This window comes from Flavobacterium noncentrifugens, assembly GCF_900100375.1.
GTDB lineage: Bacteria > Bacteroidota > Bacteroidia > Flavobacteriales > Flavobacteriaceae > Flavobacterium > Flavobacterium noncentrifugens.
The window spans coordinates 67,341-85,693 of the sequence record NZ_FNEZ01000007.1 but is presented as its reverse complement, the minus strand read 5'-3'; the positions used below and the strand labels follow the sequence as shown (position 1 = coordinate 85,693).

At 40.7% G+C, this 18,353-nt stretch carries 15 protein-coding genes; 4 read left to right on the top strand and 11 right to left on the bottom strand.

The annotated features are described in order from the left end of the window. Window position 1: 1 nt before the first annotated feature. The 7 genes from BLS32_RS16730 to BLS32_RS16700 all read right to left on the bottom strand — a co-directional run bounded on the left by BLS32_RS16730 (window position 2) and on the right by BLS32_RS16700 (window position 9,531). On the bottom strand, window positions 2-3,973 hold the full coding sequence (locus BLS32_RS16730) for a DUF7619 domain-containing protein (RefSeq protein ID WP_091398702.1): 3,972 nt from the start codon (window positions 3,971-3,973) through the stop codon (window positions 2-4). A gap of 10 nt (window positions 3,974-3,983) precedes the next feature. Next, window positions 3,984-4,745 carry a LytR/AlgR family response regulator transcription factor gene (locus BLS32_RS16725; RefSeq protein ID WP_091398699.1) on the bottom strand — a complete coding sequence of 254 codons (762 nt, stop codon included), beginning with the start codon at window positions 4,743-4,745 and terminating at the stop codon, window positions 3,984-3,986. A gap of 2 nt (window positions 4,746-4,747) precedes the next feature. Beyond that, window positions 4,748-6,682, bottom strand: a complete 1,935-nt coding sequence (locus BLS32_RS16720) for a tetratricopeptide repeat-containing sensor histidine kinase (protein WP_091398696.1) — start codon at window positions 6,680-6,682, stop codon at window positions 4,748-4,750. A gap of 117 nt (window positions 6,683-6,799) precedes the next feature. Continuing rightward, window positions 6,800-8,221 carry a T9SS type A sorting domain-containing protein gene (locus tag BLS32_RS16715; protein ID WP_091398693.1) on the bottom strand — a complete coding sequence of 474 codons (1,422 nt, stop codon included), beginning with the start codon at window positions 8,219-8,221 and terminating at the stop codon, window positions 6,800-6,802. Between the two features lie 2 nt (window positions 8,222-8,223). Continuing rightward, window positions 8,224-8,694 carry a hypothetical protein gene (locus BLS32_RS16710; RefSeq protein ID WP_091398690.1) on the bottom strand — a complete coding sequence of 157 codons (471 nt, stop codon included), beginning with the start codon at window positions 8,692-8,694 and terminating at the stop codon, window positions 8,224-8,226. A gap of 103 nt (window positions 8,695-8,797) precedes the next feature. Further along, on the bottom strand, window positions 8,798-9,103 hold the full coding sequence (locus tag BLS32_RS16705) for a hypothetical protein (RefSeq protein ID WP_091398686.1): 306 nt from the start codon (window positions 9,101-9,103) through the stop codon (window positions 8,798-8,800). A 2-nt stretch (window positions 9,104-9,105) separates the two neighbouring features. Continuing rightward, complete coding sequence (locus tag BLS32_RS16700) at window positions 9,106-9,531, bottom strand: hypothetical protein (protein WP_091398684.1); 426 nt, start codon at window positions 9,529-9,531, stop codon at window positions 9,106-9,108. Window positions 9,532-9,695: 164 nt separating this feature from the next. On the opposite strand from BLS32_RS16700, the gene BLS32_RS16695 reads away from it, so the two are divergent. Further along, window positions 9,696-11,765, top strand: coding sequence for a CotH kinase family protein (locus BLS32_RS16695; protein WP_091398681.1), 2,070 nt, complete (start codon window positions 9,696-9,698; stop codon window positions 11,763-11,765). 7 nt (window positions 11,766-11,772) lie between these two features. Beyond that, window positions 11,773-12,735 (top strand): ion channel, encoded by a 963-nt coding sequence (locus tag BLS32_RS16690; protein ID WP_091398677.1) that lies wholly within the window; start codon window positions 11,773-11,775, stop codon window positions 12,733-12,735. A 6-nt stretch (window positions 12,736-12,741) separates the two neighbouring features. Here BLS32_RS16690 and BLS32_RS16685 read toward each other — a convergent pair whose 3' ends face one another. Together BLS32_RS16685 and BLS32_RS16680 are read right to left on the bottom strand one after the other, a co-directional pair. Next, window positions 12,742-13,281 carry a YceI family protein gene (locus BLS32_RS16685; protein WP_091398674.1) on the bottom strand — a complete coding sequence of 180 codons (540 nt, stop codon included), beginning with the start codon at window positions 13,279-13,281 and terminating at the stop codon, window positions 12,742-12,744. Window positions 13,282-13,293: 12 nt separating this feature from the next. Next, window positions 13,294-13,659, bottom strand: coding sequence for a hypothetical protein (locus tag BLS32_RS16680; RefSeq protein WP_091398671.1), 366 nt, complete (start codon window positions 13,657-13,659; stop codon window positions 13,294-13,296). Window positions 13,660-13,755: 96 nt separating this feature from the next. Between BLS32_RS16680 and BLS32_RS16675 the strand changes: the two genes are divergently transcribed. Further along, a complete protein-coding gene (locus BLS32_RS16675) occupies window positions 13,756-14,145 on the top strand; it encodes an OB-fold protein (protein ID WP_091398667.1) in 390 nt (129 codons plus the stop codon). Window positions 14,146-14,149: 4 nt separating this feature from the next. Next, complete coding sequence (locus BLS32_RS16670; protein WP_091398664.1) at window positions 14,150-14,989, top strand: DUF5777 family beta-barrel protein; 840 nt, start codon at window positions 14,150-14,152, stop codon at window positions 14,987-14,989. A 56-nt stretch (window positions 14,990-15,045) separates the two neighbouring features. Here BLS32_RS16670 and BLS32_RS16665 read toward each other — a convergent pair whose 3' ends face one another. Together BLS32_RS16665 and BLS32_RS16660 are read right to left on the bottom strand one after the other, a co-directional pair. Then, complete coding sequence (locus BLS32_RS16665) at window positions 15,046-17,118, bottom strand: CRTAC1 family protein (protein WP_170227591.1); 2,073 nt, start codon at window positions 17,116-17,118, stop codon at window positions 15,046-15,048. 32 nt (window positions 17,119-17,150) lie between these two features. After that, window positions 17,151-18,317, bottom strand: a complete 1,167-nt coding sequence (locus tag BLS32_RS16660) for a hypothetical protein (RefSeq protein WP_091398658.1) — start codon at window positions 18,315-18,317, stop codon at window positions 17,151-17,153. Window positions 18,318-18,353: the final 36 nt, after the last annotated feature.

Below are 18,353 nucleotides of genomic sequence, written 5' to 3'. Positions count from 1 at the left end.
TTTATTCTTTGATGATTTTGGTTACTTTCTTGCCTTTTTCTGTAATGATCTTTACAAAATAAACGCCTTTGGATTTGTCTGAGATATTGATTTGTGCCGATATTTTATTCGCCGCAAACACTTCAAGAATCCGACCTTGAATATCATACAATTCTATCGATTTGATCGTATTGTTGCAATTGATGTTGATGATGTCCTGAGCCGGATTTGGAAATACAACCACACTTTGGTCATTTGTAAAAACATCTGTACTTAGCGCTGTAAAAGTCGTTTCGGCATCATTCGTTACGATTGGGAAATTGTAATCGAAGAAAATATTTGCCCTGTTTTTTACCAGATTGCCTGTTTCTAACGTGGCTTTCGATTTCATTTTGAAAAGGATGTTTCCGTGTCCGCTTACCGGCGGATCGCCAGCTGTTGGCAACAGATTAATATTGGCAAATTTAAATTCGACCGTGTTGTTTCTAACTTCTGCGAAAGCGGGATGTGAAGCGTTCATCACTTGCAATGAATTGATGTCAAATTCTTCAGGATTGACCTCCAGTCTTACCACAATGTTTTCTGCAGCAGCAGTTCCGGTGTTTTCAAAATTCACCATGTAATGCAGGTAATTTCCAATTTCAACAGGTGCTACGGTTTCGCCTTCAAGGCAAATGATGTCATTTGGATCAAAAGAGCCTACAACTGTTTGGTTGTAATTGAATTGATTGTCTGATGGAAAATCATCACCAACAACCGGTGTAATCGACGTTGTAAAATTTAAAATATCGCCGTTATTTACTGCCGGTATTTCCATTGGTCCGTTGATATTTAAAGTCAAATCGATGCTGCGGTTTTCAAAAGGCATCAGGTTTGTAAAATTCCACGAAAGTGAATTGGGAACTGCAATATCGGCAGTTGGTGTTGCTCCAACAAAATCCGTTCTTGAATCATCAAATGCCAGCGTTACCGTTCCGGATTGCATCTGGTTTCCTTTGTTTTTAAATACGATCTTGTATGGCGCATTAAAACCTGGGCGTGCCGATTCCAATTGGGCAAACACAACTTCTATATCTTTATGCAAACCGACCGCGGCGATGCAAAAATTCTGGGTTGAAATGTTGTTGTAATTTGTAAAAACAAAATTGGCTGCGTTTGGCGAGAAAGAAAACCAGGTTGGGTTTTCAGTATTTGGCGCAATTGTATAATTTCCGGCATTGGTGTAAAAGCCATACGTACCATTGATGTTGGTTACCGTTGCGCCAGTTTCTGTTCCGTCGCTTATGCGGAGTTTCACAAATGGATTCACGACATCGGTAATATCGCAGCCATCATTGTTGGCATCAAAAATCGCAATTCCCTTGATGGTATTGTAGTTTCCGCCAGGTGTAAAAGAGCAATAGGAGTTGCTAACAGTAGCGTTCATGCCTAAGGTATTAAGTTGGGTTTGAACCGCCTGGATCTGTGCATCATCGACACAAATGTATTGCAAGCCGGGATTGCTGAAGAAATTTAAAACTTCTTCGCTTCTGCCGTTTTTTATAAATAAAGATGCCAGCTGGTTATTGGTACAGTACAACTGATTCAAATTTGGGGAATTGCTTGTGTCCAACGTCGTCAGTTGGTTGTTGTCACAATGTAAAACTTCCAGCTTAGTTAAACTGCTTACATCCAATACGGTGCTTTGCGTGTTTATACATCCTAAATAAGTCAAATTAACTAATGAACTCACGTCTAAATTTGGCATCACATCATAGGAATAATCTAAGAAACTAAGATTTTCATGATTGCTCAAATCCAAACTGGTGATTTGATTTCCGCCGCAGGACAACGTATTTAGATTATTTAGGCCTGTAATGTTAATTTCGGTTAACTCATTGTCGCTTGCAGCTAACATTTCCAAGTTTGGGCAACTGCTGACGTTGATGTTTGTGATATGATTTCTGCCTAAGTCCAGTTGTTTCAAATTGGTCAAACTGCTTACGTCTAAACTTGTGAGTTCATTGGTGTAACAATTTAAAACTTCCAGATTTGTCAAACCACTTACATCCAGGCTCGTTAAATTATTTGATACGCACACCAATGTTTTAAGGTTTGTTGATAAGCCGCTCACGTTTGTAAGTGTCAATTGATTATTGGAAAAATCCAAAGTAACCAGATTTGACAGTCCGCTTAAATTCAAATTCGTTAGTGAATTGTTCGTACAAAATAATGTCTTTAAGCTCGTCAAACCAAGAACATTCAGCGTTACCAAGTGATTGTATGAACAATACAAATCGGTAAGTTTAGGTAAGTTTACCAAATTTAAACTGGATAATTGGTTGTAGGAATATTCCAATGATTCAAGATTGATCAATCCGGTAAGGTCTAGACTGCTGATGTTGTTGAATGAACAGTTGATCATTATCAGATTGCTCAGGTTGCTCACGTCAAGGCTGGTAAGTCCCTGAAAACTGCAGCCTAGTCTTTTTAGGTTGCTTAATCCGTTCACGTTTAAGGAAGTAATATAACCTCGTACGTCCTGCGTACCATCACAAAAAAGCTCTTCAAGACTTACCAATCCGGTAAGGTTAATCGTTGTTAATAGGTTAATCGGACAATGTAATTTTTTAAGATTCGATAATCCGGCAACATTCAAATTAGCCAGATGACCAATTATCTGGCCGTCGACAATGTAACCGCCGGCGCAATATAGTTCAGTTAAATTAGTCAAATTTGAAGCATTAAGATTTGTGATGTAATTTCTATAACAATTTAATATTTTAAGGTTTGGTAAATTCGTTAAAGCCAAAGTTGTGATCAGATTGCTCGAGCAATCCAATTCTGTCAGGCTGGATAATCCGCTTAAATTTAGCGATGTCAATTTACCGTTACTGCAATTTAATTTTTGAAGATTTGGCAGTCCGGAAAGCGATAAAGACGTTAAACTACTAATGGTATCGCCACTATTGTTGATGTTTCCCAATACCTGAAAATCTTCTAAAGCAGGTAAATTGGCTAGAGTTACAGTAGTCAGATCATTGTTAATACTACAATTCAAACTTACCAAATTGGGTAGGCCGCTGATACTTAGGATCGTTAATTTATTAGCACTGCAATCCAGTTTGGTAAGGCTTGTAAGCGCGTTAACATTTAAAGTTGTCAGCTCATTGCCGCCGCAACTCAGCTCGCTAATGTTTGACATTTCATTTACATTTAATGCCGTAAGTTTATTATTCTGGCAATTTAGTTTTGAAATAGTAGCCAAACCACTTAAGCTTGTCAGCAGATTTTCTGAACAATTCAAATCCGTAAGGTTTGGAAGCCCGTTAAAATTCAGGCTTGTTAGCAGATTATTCGAACAGTCTAATGCAGTAAGGCTTACGGGCAAACCGTTAAGATTGGTCAACTGATTTCCGGAACAGCTTAGCGCAGTCAAATTGACCAATCCATTTACATTCAAGGAAGTAAGCGCGCAATACAGCAAAATAAGTTTATTGATATTTGTCGAATTGCTTAGATTGACTGAAGTAAGAATAGGCATGCCAATGCAGTTAACGGTCGTTAAATTTGGCAGGTTGCTCAAATTCAGTGACGTAAGATAATACATGTTATACGACGAAAATGAAGTCAAATGTGTAAGCGCGGTTAAATCTAACGTTGAAACGCCGTTGCTCAGATTAAATAAGATTTGCAGGTTGCTGAAACTGTTAAGCCCGGTTAAATCTACAATGGTTTGTCCGGTAATGTTTAGGTATTTTACCGCCTGGGCTTCGCTTAGCTGAATATTTCCGTCATTATTGGCGTCGATGGCAATCCATTGGTCACTGAAATTTTTGGCAATATTGTTGGCAGGATCAGTAGCGCTGGATGCTAACAACCTTGCTTTAAAAGTCGGATCCGGAATTGTAACGATCTGCGCATTCGCCATCCCGGTGAAAAGCAGTAAAATAAATAGTAATTTTTTAGTCATGATTGATTCGGTTTTTGGTTGATATTGTAGAATTGTTTTCATAATCTTTTTTTTAAAGCGCCTTAATTAATTCCTGCAGCTTTTCTTTTTTGCTCTGCGCGATCGGAATGTTCGTATTGTCGGCCATCACTACATATCCACCGTCATTTTTGATGTATGATTTCAGATAAGATAAATTAATCAGATGCGACTGATGGATGCGTTCAAATCCGTGTTCTGCCAGCAATTCTTCATATTCTTTGAGCGTCCTCGAGATCAAAACCGGCTTGTGGTTTTTGATGAAAAACTGGGTATAATTTACTTTTGCCTCACATCTGATGATATCCGAAACATCGAATAAATGAATGCCATCGCTCGTTGACAGTGCAATCCTTTTGTAATTGTCGACTTTCTTCCGGATGTTTTCAAGCAATAAATCGATGTGGTCAAATGAATTGTTCTTTCCCACAGCGTCTTTTATTTTAGCGATTGTGTGCTGCAATTCCTCAAAATCCACGGGTTTCAATAAAAAATCGAGCGCACTGAATTTAAAAGCCTTTACCGCATACTGCTCATGCGCGGTAATGAAAACGATGTGAGCATTGATTTTTCCCTGCGTTTTTTTGATGCTTTCAAGAATGTCAAACCCGGTTCCGTCAGCCAGATGAATGTCCAGGAAAATCACCTGCGGATGCAGTTTTTCTATCGCTTCGATTCCGGTTTTTACACTTTCGGCTTCGCCAATGATGGCAATGTCATTCGTATATCGGTCTAAAAGCGCTTTCAGGCCGGTGCGCAAATGCTGGTCGTCGTCGACTAATAATGCTGTGATCATATTTATTGGATGTATTGGACAGGCAGTCGCAAAATTACACGTGTGCCGCTTTTTTTATGGTTGTTTTCTAATTCGATGATTTCAATTTGTGCCGATTTGGATGTGGTCGATTCCATGATCTGAAGGCGTTTTTTGGTAATTTCAAGCGCCATCGATTTGTGCGCGGTAACCGAATTTTCTTTCAGGTGTTTCGATTCCGATAATCCAATGCCATCATCAGTAACGGTACAGATCAATTGCCCGTTTTCAACATCAAAAGTCACGTTAATGTGGCCGTTTCCTTCTTTCGGAACCATGCCGTGCAGCACAGCGTTTTCTACAAATGGCTGAATTAGTAATGGCGGAAGTCCCATATTAAATTCGACTTTTGAACTCGCCGCAATGTGAAATTCAAACTTGTTGTGGAAGCGCAATTGTTCGAGTTCGAGGTAATTCTGCAGGCTTTCAATTTCTTTGTCAATCGGAATCAGCGACCCTTTGGAATATTCCAATGTCAACCGCATCAGTTTTGAAAATTTCGACAAATATTTTAGTGCCGAATCTGTTCCGTTTTGCACGATGAAACTCGAAATCGCACCGAGACAGTTGAATACAAAATGCGGATTCATCTGCAAATGCAGGGCTTTTTGCTCATATTCGGCAACTTCTTTCTGAAGCGTCAGTCTTTTTTTGACCTGCATCCGATTGTAAATCACCAGGATCAAAATGATGATCAATACGATTGCAATGGCCGAGAATATCGCGAATTGTGTCTGTCGTTTGGCTTTTTCTTCAACCAAAGATTCTTTTCGTTTGTACTCCGAATTCAGTTCGGCAAGCGCAATTTTCTTATTCGTTTCCTGATTGTTGATGCTGTCACGCGCCGTGATGTAATTTTTGTAATGGGCGAGCGATTCGACCGGATTGTTCAAATGCCCATAAATTTCACTCAGCAATTTTTCAGAATGGTAGCTTTGGTCTAAGACGCCGATTTCGGTAGCATAAGACAGTGATTTGTTGGCAAAAGCCAATGCTTCGGGATATTTTTCATCGTCGGAATACAGCCGCCCGAGGTTGTATAATGCAAGTGAAGCGCCGAATTTATTCTGCATTTCCTCATACAAACCCAACGATTGCTGGTAAAATTGCACGGCCAGATCAAAATCATTTTGTTTGGAATAATAATCGCCGAGGTAGTTTTTTAAAAGGGCAAACCCGCGCCTGTCATCGGTTTTCTCAAAGAAGCTTTTTGCCTGGTTGTAAAATTGGATCGCTTCCGTATATTTTTTGGTTTCAAAATAAATGACGCCAATATTTGTGAGTGTCATCGCGGCATTGCTGTCGCCGGTTTCCTGTTGGATTTTCGAAGCTTTCTGCAAATATTCCAATGCTTTCAGATAATTTTGCTGTGCTTTATAAACAATCCCGATGTTGTTCAGCGCTTTGGAAATGCTGGTTTTTTGCCCGGTTTCCTGATACAGTTTCAATGCCTTCTGGTAATTTTCAAGTGCCATGTAATGGTTGCTTTCTTCAGAAAAAACAACCCCTGAACTGGCATAAGCGCGGGCCAGTCCGTTTTTTACCGCTTTATCATCCGGATTTTTATCCAATAGATTTTCGAACGTAGCCAGTGCTTTTTGAAAATCGGCTAAAGCCAACTCATATTTTCCGGTAATGATATGGTAATTTCCTTTATTGATCGCTGCATTTGCCTGTCCGAAACCGTAATGGATCTGCGAAGACAGTACGGCCGCTTGATCTGCATAAAAGGCAACCGAATCCGGATAATTTTGTTTGTAAGCGTCGGCGAGTTTGTTGTATAAATTAACCTTTGCAGTATCGATTTTTACAACAAGCAGCATCCTTTTTAAGCTGTCGGCCTGCGTATTCTGGGCATTGCAAAGACCGGAAACAGCCAGGGCAAGTAGAAGTGTCGCGGTATTGAATTTACTTTTCAAAACAATTTGTTTTAAGTTATCTTCAACAAATGTAACCGATGTTTTTATTTAAAAGTGGTGCCAATTATTATTTATGGGATCCGACTTATTATTTGGAATTTCCGGATTTTTATGCCGCTAATTTTGTTTGACCAATGTTTTGGTATACACTGAACCATCAACGTTTACAGAGACAAGATAGCTTCCATTGGCGAGGTTTTCAATGTTGAGGTTTTGTTGGTATTTTCCTGCCGAAACGGTTGCTGGCGGAATTTGCTTTACAATTTTTCCATCCAATGAAACCATGTCAATCGTGACTTTGCCAGGTTTTGAAAGTTCGAGCGCGATCGTAAATATCCCCGCTGTCGGATTCGGGTACAAACCAAAAGACAACTGGATGTCATTGGCAACAGCCTGAATTCCCAATGCCGTTTTGCTAATCGTCCAGATCACGCTGCTGTAATGCACTTCTGAATGTGCCGTTGTCCTGACCTGGTTCGTATAATCGGTAACGCCTGCAGTCAACGTATGCGTACCAATCGACAAGGCATTCTGATCGACCTGAAACGTTTCACTGTTGTTGTCAAACACCGTGGCATCGAGCTGCCACCTGATGTGGAGCGTGTTCGGAATGGGTTTGATGAGTTCGCTGAGATTGAAATCCAGCAACGCGTCAGACGACGAAATGTTCAGCGTTGTTGGCGTATATGCCGAAACCGGATTAACCAGAGTATGGATTTTTTCAATAAGCGCTTCCTTGCAAACGCTGCAGTACGGCTTTCCGAGTACTTCCATTTTACAGCGGTTTGATGTGGGCCTGTACCATTGCGCTGTCGCTCCGCCGCAGCAATAATTCACAATATCGATGTTGCTGTCATCGGGCGCAAGCCAGTTTTTCCATTTGATCAAAGTTGGATCGCTTTCCCCGGTCATGTTTGGCCTTTCGAAAAAATAAATATCACCGGCATAATATTCATCACCGAGGTTTCCGAAAGAATGGCCAAGTTCGTGCGCCGTAATTTCATAACCATCCGGGTGGGTGGTGGAAACGGCAATCGCACCGCCGCTTCCGCCATAATAAGAAGTATTGGCAAGGACGATTGCGTGGTCGTAATTTGGGACATTTGCGGCCAAAACCTGCATGACGCGTGAATTTGATTGTATCGTAACCAACCGGTGAATGCCGCTTGCATCAAAGGAACTTCCGAAATAATTGTTCGGGTTTGAAGCCGGAACTGCCGGATTTGCGCTTCCACAATCGGATGCCGTATTTGGGTGCTTCACGCCGCTTTCAACAGAAATCACCTTGACCGCAAAAACATTGAAGTAATTTTTATAATTGCTCCACGGAATTTTGCTGAACAAAGAATTGCTGAAATCATTGGCTTTGGTGATGAAAAGATCCTGCTGGCTTTCAGTATAACCATCACCCAAAATAACAAGATTGATCATTTTTTCAGAACTGCCGCTGTATTGAATGGTGTCGACTTCAAAAACCTGCGCGTTTGCCAATTGCAATCCGAACCATTGAAGCAGTGCGATAACGTAAAGTTTCTTCATATTTAAAATTTTATTTGAAATAATGCTGTTTTGTTTTTGCCGATCAGCGTTTCAAAAATCCTGATGTGGTTTGCGCCATTTTGCTGAAACCGGATGAAAAATTCGGCCTGGTCTAAAACCACATCTTTAGAAGCTAATTTTCCCGATTCATCCGCATATTCTGAATGCACGAACATTGGGTGCGGAACAATGATCGTTTGCAAAAGCCTGTCACCAAAGTAAATTTTGGCAGTCAGGAAATTCGGGGAATGAACATCGGCTTCAGATTGATTTTTAAGTTTGGCCGTCGTTTTTACAGTGTGTAGCAATGCGATTGAATTTCTTTTCCCAATAGTATCTTTTTGGATTTGAAAAGACATAAAAACAACCGCATTTGAAGAAACGGAAGTGATTACCGCTGTTTCTCCAGTATTTTTCATCGGGCCGCAGCTCAAAAAAGCAACAATCAAAAGCAGCGACAGGATTTTTTGCATTGAAACGGTTTGTTTTCAAATATATAACAAATTCACTTCTGATGTAAAGCAAAAAAAAAGCCCTTAAAAAAAGGACTTTTGATTTTTAATTTTCATAAGAATTTTAAGCGCGCATCGCCAATTTCTGAAGCATTTTTGTCGAAATACTGTCCGATGAAGCGCCATAACCGGCGACTAAAATCCCTTTGATTCCCGATGTCGATTCGATCGCATACACGACTGCTTCGTCGCCCGGATCGGATTCGCCTTCATAACGGTAGACTTCGACTATGTTGAATTCATCAGTATCAAATTTCCCAGAATGATAGGCTATCCAGTTGTCGACAATATTAAAATCAACCGAAAAACCTTCTTTCCTGAGATTGTTGATCGCTTCAGTTACAGTGGCGTAATGATAATTTTCTTTCATGATTATAGATCTTCTTGTTTGGTTCTAAGCGGAACGAGGCATTTTACATCTTTGCCGTTAATGTACCATTCGAGGCAAAATCCGTCCGGATCGGTTTCGTGTTGTGCCGTCAGTAATTCGAATGCCCTGGAAATGCCGTCGAGGTTTTCGCGATAATCGGTGATGTAAAAACTGTTGTAAGGCCCAGCTTTGATCGTGTAGGTTTCGGCTCCGGATTTTTCGGCTTCTCCGGGTTCCATTTCAGAAGCTGCGGCTTTGTAAATAATTTCGCCATCCGGTCCCGGCCATGAAATCCCGAAAAACTGCCTGCGGTCTTTGTCGGCAAGCGTTGCGTGAAGTTTCATGTGCGCTTCCTCGATTCCGTCAGGAAAGCTGTCGGCGGTCACGCAAATGGTTTTGATGGGTTTGTCTATTGTGAAATTGTCCATAGTCAGATTTTTTGCAATTGCTTTTCTCAAATTTAATTATTTTTTCAACACAAACCGGGCGCTTTTGCATTTATCGTGAAAAGATTCTGAACAAATCAAAACCCGGTTTTGATCCGGCAAACGGACAGAATATTATCTTACATTTGTTAGCAAAATTATGAATTATGAAAATGAAGATTACAAACTTTAAATTTCCATCCACTTCAATTGCGCTGGTGTTTTTCCTGTTGTTTTATGGATTGTCTTTCGGACAAACGTTTACCGATTCGAACCTCCCGATTGTCATCATTTCAACAGACATCAATCCGAATACCAACCAACCGTATGAGATTTTAGACGATCCGCGGGTTTTGGCCACGATGAAAATCATCAAAAGGCCCGACGGCACGCGCAATTACCTGACCGATCAAACGAATGTGGCTTATCTAAATTATAACGGCCGCATCAACATCGAAATCCGTGGCTCTAGCTCGCAGGATTTGCCAAAAAAACAATACGGATTGACGACGCTTAAAGCGGATAATACGAGCAATAATAATGTATCGATATTCGGAATGCCAAGTGAAAACGACTGGATTCTAAACGGACTGGCATTCGATCCTTCGCTGATGCGCGATTACCTGACGTACAATCTGTCAAGGCAAATCGGCAATTATGCGCCACGAACCCAATATTGTGAAGTCGTCATTAATGGGGAATACAAAGGCTTGTATGTCTTTCTTGAAAAAATAAAGGCCGATACGAACCGCGTCAATATTGTCAAAATTGCAACGACAGATGTTACCCAACCCAATCTTTCGGGCGGCTACATTACAAAATCTGATAAAACCACTGGCGGCGATCCGGTGGCCTGGAGCATGAGTTCTTATGCGGGTTCAACCGATTTTATCCATGAGCTTCCAAAACCTGAAGACGTTACGGCGCAGCAAAATACGTACATTCATTCGCAGTTTACGAACCTTGCAAATGCGTCGCATAACAACAATACCAGTCTGATTTCTGGATATTCTGCATACATTGATGTGCCATCATTCGTGGATTATATGATTAGTACAGAATTGGGTTCGAATGCCGATGGCTATCAGATCAGCACTTTTTTTCACAAAGACCGCGGCGGTAAACTTCGTGCCGGGCCGGTCTGGGATTTTAACCTGGCGTATGGAAACGACCTTTTCGCTTACGGGTTGGACCGAAGCCATTATGATATCTGGCAGTTTTCGAATGGCGATAATGAAGGTGCAAAATTCTGGACGGATTTGTTCAACAATTCCACTTTTAAATGTTATTTATCAAGAAGATGGAACCAGTTGACGCAATCTGGCCAACCGATGAATGCAACAAGCATCAATACTTTTATCGACCAGACTGTTGCGTTGATCTCTGAAGCAAAAGTTCGCGAACAACAAAGGTGGAATACGGTTCCGAACCACGCGCTTGAAATTAGCAATATGAAAACCTGGATCTCGAACAGGATCAATTGGATGAACAGCCATATCGGGAGTTTTTCGGCTTGCCAGAATATTGAAGTGCCGCAATTGGTCATCAATAAAATCAATTACAATCCCGGAACGGATGCCGTTTTCACGGTGAGCAACGACATGGAATTCATTGAAATTAAAAATGCAGGAATGACTTCGGTCAATTTGTCCGGTGTTTATTTGAGCGAATTGGGGCTTTCGTACCAATTTCCGGCCAACAGTACGATTTCGGCAGGGCAAGGAATCTATGTCACTAGCAATCCGACTGTTTTCCAACAAAAATATGGCATCGCTGCTTTCGGGCAATTCACCCGCAATTTATCAAACAGCAAGCAAAAACTGGTTTTGGCAGATGGTTTCGGAAATGTGATCGATACGGTAGAATATTTCGATTCTTCGCCCTGGCCAAATGCCGATGGCAACGGAAGTTTCCTGCAATTGACCGATACGGCATTGGATAATAATCTGGCGTCGAGCTGGATCGCGTCTGATTTACAAACCTTGGCAACAGATTCATTTGTGTCTGAAAATAATATGGCGTTGTATCCAAATCCGGTACATGGACAACTAAATATCAGCACGACGAATAATATCGATACCATCGAAATTTATGATGTGTATGGAAAACTGCTGCAACGAATTGCGCCAAAATCAAACCATCTTGAAGTGGGATTTTCAGATTATGCGAACGGATTGTATTTGGTGAAAATGTATTCTGGAAATAATATCAAAACACAAAAAATCATCAAACAGTAATTTATAAATGGCATTTTTGAAAAAGATCAGCGCAGAAGCAAAAGCCGATAACAATACGGGATTCGGTGTCAATGCGAGCAGTTATGGTGGGCGTTTTGTAAATAAAGACGGTTCGGCAAACGTGCAAAAGCGGGGCATGAATTATTTAAACCGGATTTCGTGGTACCATACGATGCTCGACATGCCCAGATGGAAATTCATCGCCATTATTGTGGCTTTTTATACCGGCGTCAATTTTATTTTCGCAGCTTTGTATTACTTAATTGGGATTGAATATCTTGACGGAATTGAGGCGACAGGATCGGAATGGATCAAATTTGGAAAGGCTTATTTTTTCAGTGCGCAGACTTTTACAACTGTTGGCTACGGACACATCAGCCCGAACGGCGTTTTAACCAGCGCACTCGCAGCAACTGAAGCCTTAACCGGATTGCTGAGTTTTGCCATAGCGACCGGCTTGTTTTACGGAAGGTTCAGCAAGCCGAAAGCCTTCCTGAAATTTTCAAAAAATGCAGTGGTTGCGCCTTATAAAAACCAACGCGGACTTATGGTCAGGGTCACGCCGTTTAAAAATACCAATTTGCTCGACGCCGAAGCCAAAATGACTTTGGCAATGAGCATTCCGGAAAACGGCCAAATGGTCAACCGTTTTTATTCTTTGGATCTGGAGCTGCAGCGCATCAATTCACTGACGTTGAGCTGGACATTAGTGCATCCGATTACGGAGGAAAGTCCGCTTTCTACTTTTTCACGGCAGGATTTTGAAACGATCGAAGGTGAAGTTATCATTTACATGAAAGCTTTCGACGATCTTTTTAGTGCAACTGTTGCGGCACGAACTTCTTATACTTTCGATGAAATTATTTACGGTGCCAAATTCGAGGTCATGTATGCCGAAAACGAAGATAAGACCAAAACGATATTGTATCTGGACAAACTTGACCGCTATAATAAAGTAGAAATGGATTAGCTGGGTTTATTTTAAGGTAAATTCGGTCTTGACATTTACTTTTTTGGATACTTTGCTTTTTACTACAGACGGAATTTCAATTGCAAAATCATCGGCATAGACATTGAAAGCGGAGATAATTTCGATTCCGGTTTCCGTTTTCCTGATCTTGGCATTGGCAACAACATCTTTTGTTTTTCCGTGGAGTTCGAGTTTGCCTTTGATCGTATAATCTTTTGCGGTTGCAGTTAAAACTGCCACATCAAAATTCTGGATGTTTCCTTTAAAAGTCGATTTTGGATATTTGTCGCTCTCGATGTAATTTTCATTAAAATGCTCTTCCATTAATGCGACTTTAAACCGAAATCCTTTGATTAGTGCCAAACTCGCAATTTCTCCTGTTTTCGGATTTAGTACGCAGGTCACGCCTTCGTTTTTGGCTTTTACTTCTTCAAAAGCCGGGACAGAAGCTTCAAAAGTGATTTTTCCGTTTTTGGTGATCATCTTTTCCTGTGCGAATGTGATCGCTGAAACCAACAGCAATCCAAATAGAATAGTCTTTTTCATAATTATTTTTTTTTAATGTTGAAATTCTTGATCGCGCCAAAGCGTAATCATATCAATGTTTTGCTGTGGCATTTTTGGCCCGCCAAGCGGCATCAATCCTGACTGTCCGTTATCTTTTGAGATTCTTTCGATAAGTCCACGCAACTCTATTGCACTTTTTACATCCTCGAACGTGGCAAGTGACATTGGTGCGCCATTTTGAGGAATTGTACTGTGGCAGGAAATGCAATTGTTATCAATAATGGCTTTCACATTCGCATTATAAGTGATTGGCGTATCGGTTAGAATCGCTTCCACGCCGAGATCATCCGGGCTGTCATTTGAACAGCCAAAAGCGGCAAAAGCAAGTGTCAGTAATGTGATTTTTCGTAATACCATTTTGTGTAAAATTTTATACAAAAATATAAAATAAAGTTAATAATTTGAATTAAATTTACAAAAAAATAAATATAATAATTAATTCTGTAATCTTTTATGAAAAAAAAGATCATATTTGCTTTTGTAGTCATTGCTGTTGGATGTGCTTTTGCAGCTTATAAAGTTTTATATAAAGAGCATCGTAACATTAGCTTAGAAAACGCCACATTTTCTATCTCAGTGAAAACCCTTGAACAGGAATTTTTGGCGAATGACAGTCTGGCGAATGCTAAATTTGCCGATAAAACCATTGAAGTGCATGGTAAAATCACAAATATCGACGCGGCATCCAACAGCATTACCATTGATGAAAAGCTTGAAGCGGTACTTTTTGTAAAAGATAATGGCCTGCAATTGCAGCAGCAAGTGCATGTAAAAGGCCGGTTTGTTGGTTATGATGATTTGCTTGGAGAATTTAAAATGGATCAGGTTTCACCCTTAAAATAAAACAATGAGAAAAAAATTACTACTGTTATTGCTTTTGCCGATTTGCTCTTTTGCACAGGAAGATTTATTAGCCGGATTGGACAGCGTTCCTAAAAACCAAAAAGTTGAATCGGCATTTAAAGCCATGAAAATCGTCAACCTTGAATCGACAAAACTGGCGGCAAAAAAAGATTTTTATCTCATTATTGCACACCGCTTCGGATCTGTAAAAGATGGTTTCGAAGGTTTTTTCGGGTTGGATAATGCCGTAACGCAGATCAAATTCTTATATGGCTTGACCGATTGGGCAACAGTTGCGGTAGGTAGGAGCGAACAGGCCTATGATGTTTCAGGAAAGTTTTTGATCGCTTCACAAACAGAAAACGGATTGCCGGTTACGATTGTTTCCTTTAACAGCCTCGCATTCAACAATACTTTAAAGGAAAGCGATTATCCCAAATTGCAGTTTGAAGACCGGGTGACTTATGTAACCCAGGTTTTGGTGTCCAGGAAATTTTCGGAAAAACTGTCCCTTGAGTTGGCGCCGACATTCTTTCATGAGAATTTTGTAATCGATGACAACCAGGACAATTCGCAGCTGGCCATCGCAATGGGCGGAAGGTATAAAATCGCAAAACGCTGGTCGATCAATATGGATTACGCAGTGCATACGAATCGTGCGAGCGATTCTCCATTTAGAAATCCGTTGTCAATTGGCGTAGACCTTGAAACAGGCGGGCATGTTTTTCAAATGCATTTCACGAATTCACAGGGCATACATGAGGCAGGTTTTCTTGGGCAAACGACGGGGAACTGGGCCGATGGGAATGTTTTTTTCGGGTTCAATCTCGTCAGGGTGTTTTAAAAAAAATCCCGCTTCATAACGAAGCGGGATTTTTTTGCAATTTAATTTAATTTGAATTACTTTTTGAGGAATTTTTGTGTGAAACGTTTTCCGTCAGCATCTTTCAGTAAAATGATGTATGAGCCTGATGAAAGGTTTTTTACAGAAATAGGTTGATCGGTCACGACAGTATTTGAAACCTCTCTTCCGGCCATGTCAAAGATCTCAGCAGATTTGAAGGCTGCTGCCTTGTCTTTAGCTTTGATGTAAAGTACATCATTTGCAGGGTTTGGATAAATGCTGAAAGCGGCATTTGCAAAATCTGATACCGCAAGTGTCGAACCTTCAACGGCCATAAAAGGGTGGTTGATTGGCGGGTTATTGAATGTGTCTACAATCCCTGATGGCCATCTGATGATTATTTTGTCGATGTGCGTTGCCGAACCAATACCGAAATGCGTATTTAAAGTACTCATGAATTCGAAACCTTCACCACTTCTCACGTCACGGATTTGTTTTCCCCAGGCACCGTAAATTTCAACACGCGCTGCGATTCCGTTTGTATTGCTTTGCGTTCCTTTGGTGTTAATGGTAATCCAATTGTTTGCATTTCCGGAATTCATGTAGAGTTTTACAGAATATGGTGCTTCATATGAGCTTTGAATGTCAAGAAATCCGTCATTGTTGAAGTCCCCAACAGCTCCCAAAGCCATTCCAGGATAAGAAACCGTACTAAATCTCATATTGCCCTGATTGTAAAAGATTTTATAGCCGCCGCCCATGATGTCTACCAATCCGTCGTTGTCAAAATCGTAAGCGATATAATCCCTGCTGGTAGAACCATCTGTCTCAAGGCCTGATCCATCAGATACGTTGGTAAAAGCAATATCCATTTTGTTGTTTTCGTCAAGATCATTTCTGAAAAGTATATTTTTCGTACTTCCATTAGAACCGATCATAATGTCCATATCGCCGTCATTATCAAAATCTGCAACAGCAGAAGACCAGGATTGGATTGGTGTCACATTGATATGTGCAGCCGCTGAAACATCTGTAAAAGTACCGTCGCCATTGTTTCTGTGCAATTCACATGGTGGCCCTGAACATTTTGAAATGAACAAATCGACATCGCCGTCATTGTCATAATCCGTCCATAAAGAAGCATAATTTCCTCCTGTTGAAGTGATGCCTAAATTTAATGCACCTGCCGCTCCGGATTGGTAGTAAGTGAATCCACCTGCTGCATTGTTTATGTAGTAAACGTTTGGTTCAACATCATGGCAGGAAAAAGCGTCTAGGTTTCCATCATTATTGATGTCTATAAAATTTGTTCTTTGGCAAAAGATGTATTGCCCAGGCGTATGTTTGGTAAAAGCAGTTCCCGTCGCATTTGATTCCATTAATGTCAAGCCATTTCCGCCTCCGTATAAAAGGTCATTATAGCCATCTTTGTTATAATCTCCTGCGGCAATACTCCAAAACGCAGTATTTTCTGCAGTTGCCGTTGGAATATTGGTTTGCGTAAAGGTTCCGTCAGCATTTTGATAATGAATTCTAATATTATTACCTGTCGTTCCCACAATATCATCGAGGTAATCGTTGTTCATATCCACCACACAGTTGTTGTATTTGTTGTTTCCGACTTGTGCAGTTGCCAATGGCTGCTCTACAAATGCTACCGGCGGTGCAATTGGAACAACAACTTCACCTTCAATAAATTTAAATTTAAAGGTTAAAGAATTCCACCTGTTGTCAAAAGCAAAATGGTAAGTGGTGTTGGCGGTAACATCAAAAACAGCAGTAGAAGAAAAATTTATTCCCGAGTCATCATCGCCAGAATAGCAGGTCAAATTTCCACAATCTCCAACAAATACATGTAAACGCGTGTCGCGCCTCGGTGAATTTTCTACAATGTCTGTTGTAATCGTTATCGTATGATTCTGGGTTGGGGTATATACATACCATTCAGCAAGGGCGGCAGGACTTCCTCCAGTTGGGGTACAGTTTTGCTGCGGCGGCTGGGTTCCGGTAAACGAAGTGATTGTGTAAGTTCCAGAACCTGTTATTGGCGCTGCATTAGCACAACTTTCCTGAGCTGATGCGATTTGCGCCACGAATAGGAAAGCGAAAAGTAAAGTAATTTTTTTCATTGATATTGGTTTATTAGTTGATTGTTTTTGAATTAATCGCAAGGCGTTAAGGAGTTGATCCATTGTTCCATTAATGAAACGCCTTCTTCATGGATCATTGTTCTTCCGTGCAAAGGCATCCGGTAAGCTTCATTTGTCGTATTGATGCGGTAAAACAACATCGATTTGGTTGTATTTCCCGGAGTCACCACTTTTGCAAGAGACGATGGAAAGCCCTGCATGTCACTGGTATTCAGGCAAACACCCATATTCTCACGGTTGCCGGCAGTTTCGCTATATGCAAAACGCATAGGCCTGTAATCGCAATGCCTGTCATTGGCATGGCAGTGTGCACAATTAATGTCCACATAAGAACGGGCGCGCTGGTCTAATGATTTCGAAGTGTCGTTATAATTTACCGTACTGTTTGCGGCAGTCGGCATGGTAAAGTCATTTGCGAGATAACCTTCTTCGATCCATTTGGTAAGCTGGTTTTTTGTGCTGGTCCCGTAATTGTAGTCGAAATTTAAATTTTGCGGTTTGATTCCAATCGGTATGTAAGTTGTGATTTCATCAATCCCGATGGTTTTTCTCGATTTGTGGCAAATGATGCATTGCGCTTGTGAAGGAATCCGGTATTCAGCAGTTTTTTCGACATTATTATCGTCTTTCCAGGTCACTGTGGTGAAACTTCCCGCAAGATCATTGGTAGCTTCAGTCTGCTCTGCATTCCATACATAATCGGCAAAAATCCATCCGGATTCTTTCCTGATCATGACACGGGTTTCAACGATTCTTGTTCCACCAACGTTTGCAATATTCTGCACATTGTCATAATAAAATGTCTTGATCAGTGCTGCGCCGACTGGCAGTTCTAAAACCGTTCCGTCGCTGTTGTATCTCGCTTTTTTTCCCTTTGGCATCCACACAAAACGTTTTTTATGTGCATAATCGGTAAACAAACTGCTTGCAGGTTCGTATGGCAATACGTTCAATGCAGGCTTCTGGTCTTTCATGTCGCCTTCAAAAAATTTATAATCTGATAATTTAGCGTATGGAACAGTCGTAAGATCAACGGTAACAGGTGATTCGATAGGCGGTTCAACGACCGGCGCTACTGGCGCGATGTAAGCATCGTCATCAGATTTTGAACACGAAACAATAATGATTAATGCAATGATTAGCGTAAATCCAAATAAGAATGCGTAATTTCTTTTCATATATTTTCAATTTCTGACCAAAAATATAAAAAAAAC